We start from the raw sequence: 1,665 nt of genomic DNA, 5'->3' as shown, positions 1-1,665 counted from the left end.
AGTAAAAAACCGAGGTCGTTGTAAGCCTGAACACTTTGCGCGGGGGGATGACACGCCATGTAGGATTCCGGGCTCAAAAAGCTCAGGCTCCATTCGATGGACTCTGCTCGGAACTGCGCAGGCTGGATACCCGAAGCATTTTTCAGCAGGTCCTTGGGTGACTTAGTCTCCAAGACAGGATTGAGCACCCCGCCCTCTTCGGAAACCCATTGATTGCCTACCCATTTACCCTCACAAAACCGCTCGTAACTCTCAGCAAGCACGCAACCGGTTTCCATCGAGATCACATCGCAATGCCCTTGTGATGTCGCTATTTCCTCACCGTTCTCACCTATGACTACGCCGTACTCCACCGCAGTCGCCAGTAGAAATTTTTTGTCAGGGCTGAGCCATTCAGGATAAGCCTGAGCACCAATGCCGGCATGGAACAACGGGAACGTTTTTCCATTCGCGGTGAACCAGGCATTGGTAGATTCCACGACGGGTGAAGTCCATTTTTTTGCCTGGAACGTCACTGTGTTTCCGGCGGCTCCCACTATTGGCGGGTCAACGGCAAAGACATTGGTAGCGCTGAACAAGCTGCCGATCATCAACACCCACTTAAGGCTGGCCATAGACGATCCTCTTCATCGCCGGGCTTTCTGACATTAACTGTCTCTTCGTAACGCCATAGGCTTTGATCAGCTCTTCCCGAGATCCCTTCGAGCCGAAAGAGCGTTGGTTATTATCGAAGCTGTATTGCTCCAATCGCCCTGCTGTCGAGTAATACCCATGCCACTCCGCGCAGGCACCACAACCGCCATAGCCGCCTATCGAAACAAGACTGCCCTTGGTGCCTTCCACGCAATCCATCGCCACAACAACATTGCTCAACATCTTCGTCTTCGCACCGTCGGAAGTGAGCTGTGAAACTTTGCCGATATCGCGACGAAGCACTTTGCCGCCGATGTTGATGGTTTGGTCAGAGCAAACCGGGATGACGTGGGTTTGCGCACCATCCACCGTCACCGATCGGCAGGACGACACCAACACCACTTCAACACCGCCGCACTGCATGACATCGCGTTGGGTAAAGGTGTCCGAAGGCGCGGCGAAAGCTGGCAGAGAGAGCAGCAGCGAAACGCTGCCCGCGAGAAGACGGTTCATCCACTCACTCCTCATCCATCGGCGACGATTCCACGTCGGTCATGCTCAGCAGCCGGAATTCGTTGTTCACAAACTCGTAATAACGATCCCGATTACCGCTTTCCAACACATTCCCCTGCGCATCTTCTTCGCCGTCGAGCGTGATGCCGGACACGATGACCATGCGACTATCGGGCTGGTAAACCATGCCGAACGTGCTGCCGTCGTAAGCATTCGGCAAACCGCCAACCACTTCACCGGTCTGGGCATCCAGCACTTCGCCGCAAATGGCGCTGCCGCCACAACCGAGCCTGTGCAGGATGTAATGGCCGGCGAAGTTGACCTTGCCTTTCAGGGCTTGCACCCGTGCCTGATCCATCATTGGGCTGCTGTTTTCCTGCGACACCAGTTTATGGTTGGGGCCGGTGAAAACTGGCGTGACGGTGTAATCCTTGAAGACTGGATCGGCAGCGAATGCCATGGACGCGGCAGCCAATATCAAGCTGCCGAGAAGAACTGAAAATCCTTTCACGCTGTAGC

The 1,665-nt window shown here is 54.9% G+C and carries 3 protein-coding genes; all 3 read right to left on the bottom strand.

What is annotated here, in order from left to right:
• Positions 1 to 614, bottom strand: a 614-nt coding sequence (locus OQK_RS30420; protein WP_016772524.1) for a hypothetical protein, incomplete at its 3' end; no start/stop codon positions are given.
• Positions 601 to 1,146, bottom strand: coding sequence for a hypothetical protein (locus OQK_RS11535; RefSeq protein WP_016772523.1), 546 nt, complete (start codon positions 1,144 to 1,146; stop codon positions 601 to 603). The genes OQK_RS30420 and OQK_RS11535, both read right to left, overlap by 14 nt.
• A 4-nt stretch (positions 1,147 to 1,150) precedes the next feature.
• Positions 1,151 to 1,657, bottom strand: a complete 507-nt coding sequence (locus OQK_RS11530; RefSeq protein WP_238537214.1) for a hypothetical protein — start codon at positions 1,655 to 1,657, stop codon at positions 1,151 to 1,153.
• Positions 1,658 to 1,665 lie beyond the last annotated feature (8 nt).

Source organism: Pseudomonas sp. R62, assembly GCF_000257605.1.
GTDB classification, from domain to species: Bacteria; Pseudomonadota; Gammaproteobacteria; order Pseudomonadales; family Pseudomonadaceae; genus Aquipseudomonas; species Aquipseudomonas atacamensis.
This window is presented reverse-complemented; position numbering and strand designations above follow the sequence as displayed.

What these genes read in the sequence shown, in the direction of transcription:
- OQK_RS11535 (WP_016772523.1), bottom strand. Translation starts at nt 1,146, where the DNA reads ATGAACCGTCTTCTCGCGGGCAGCGTTTCGCTGCTGCTCTCTCTGCCA.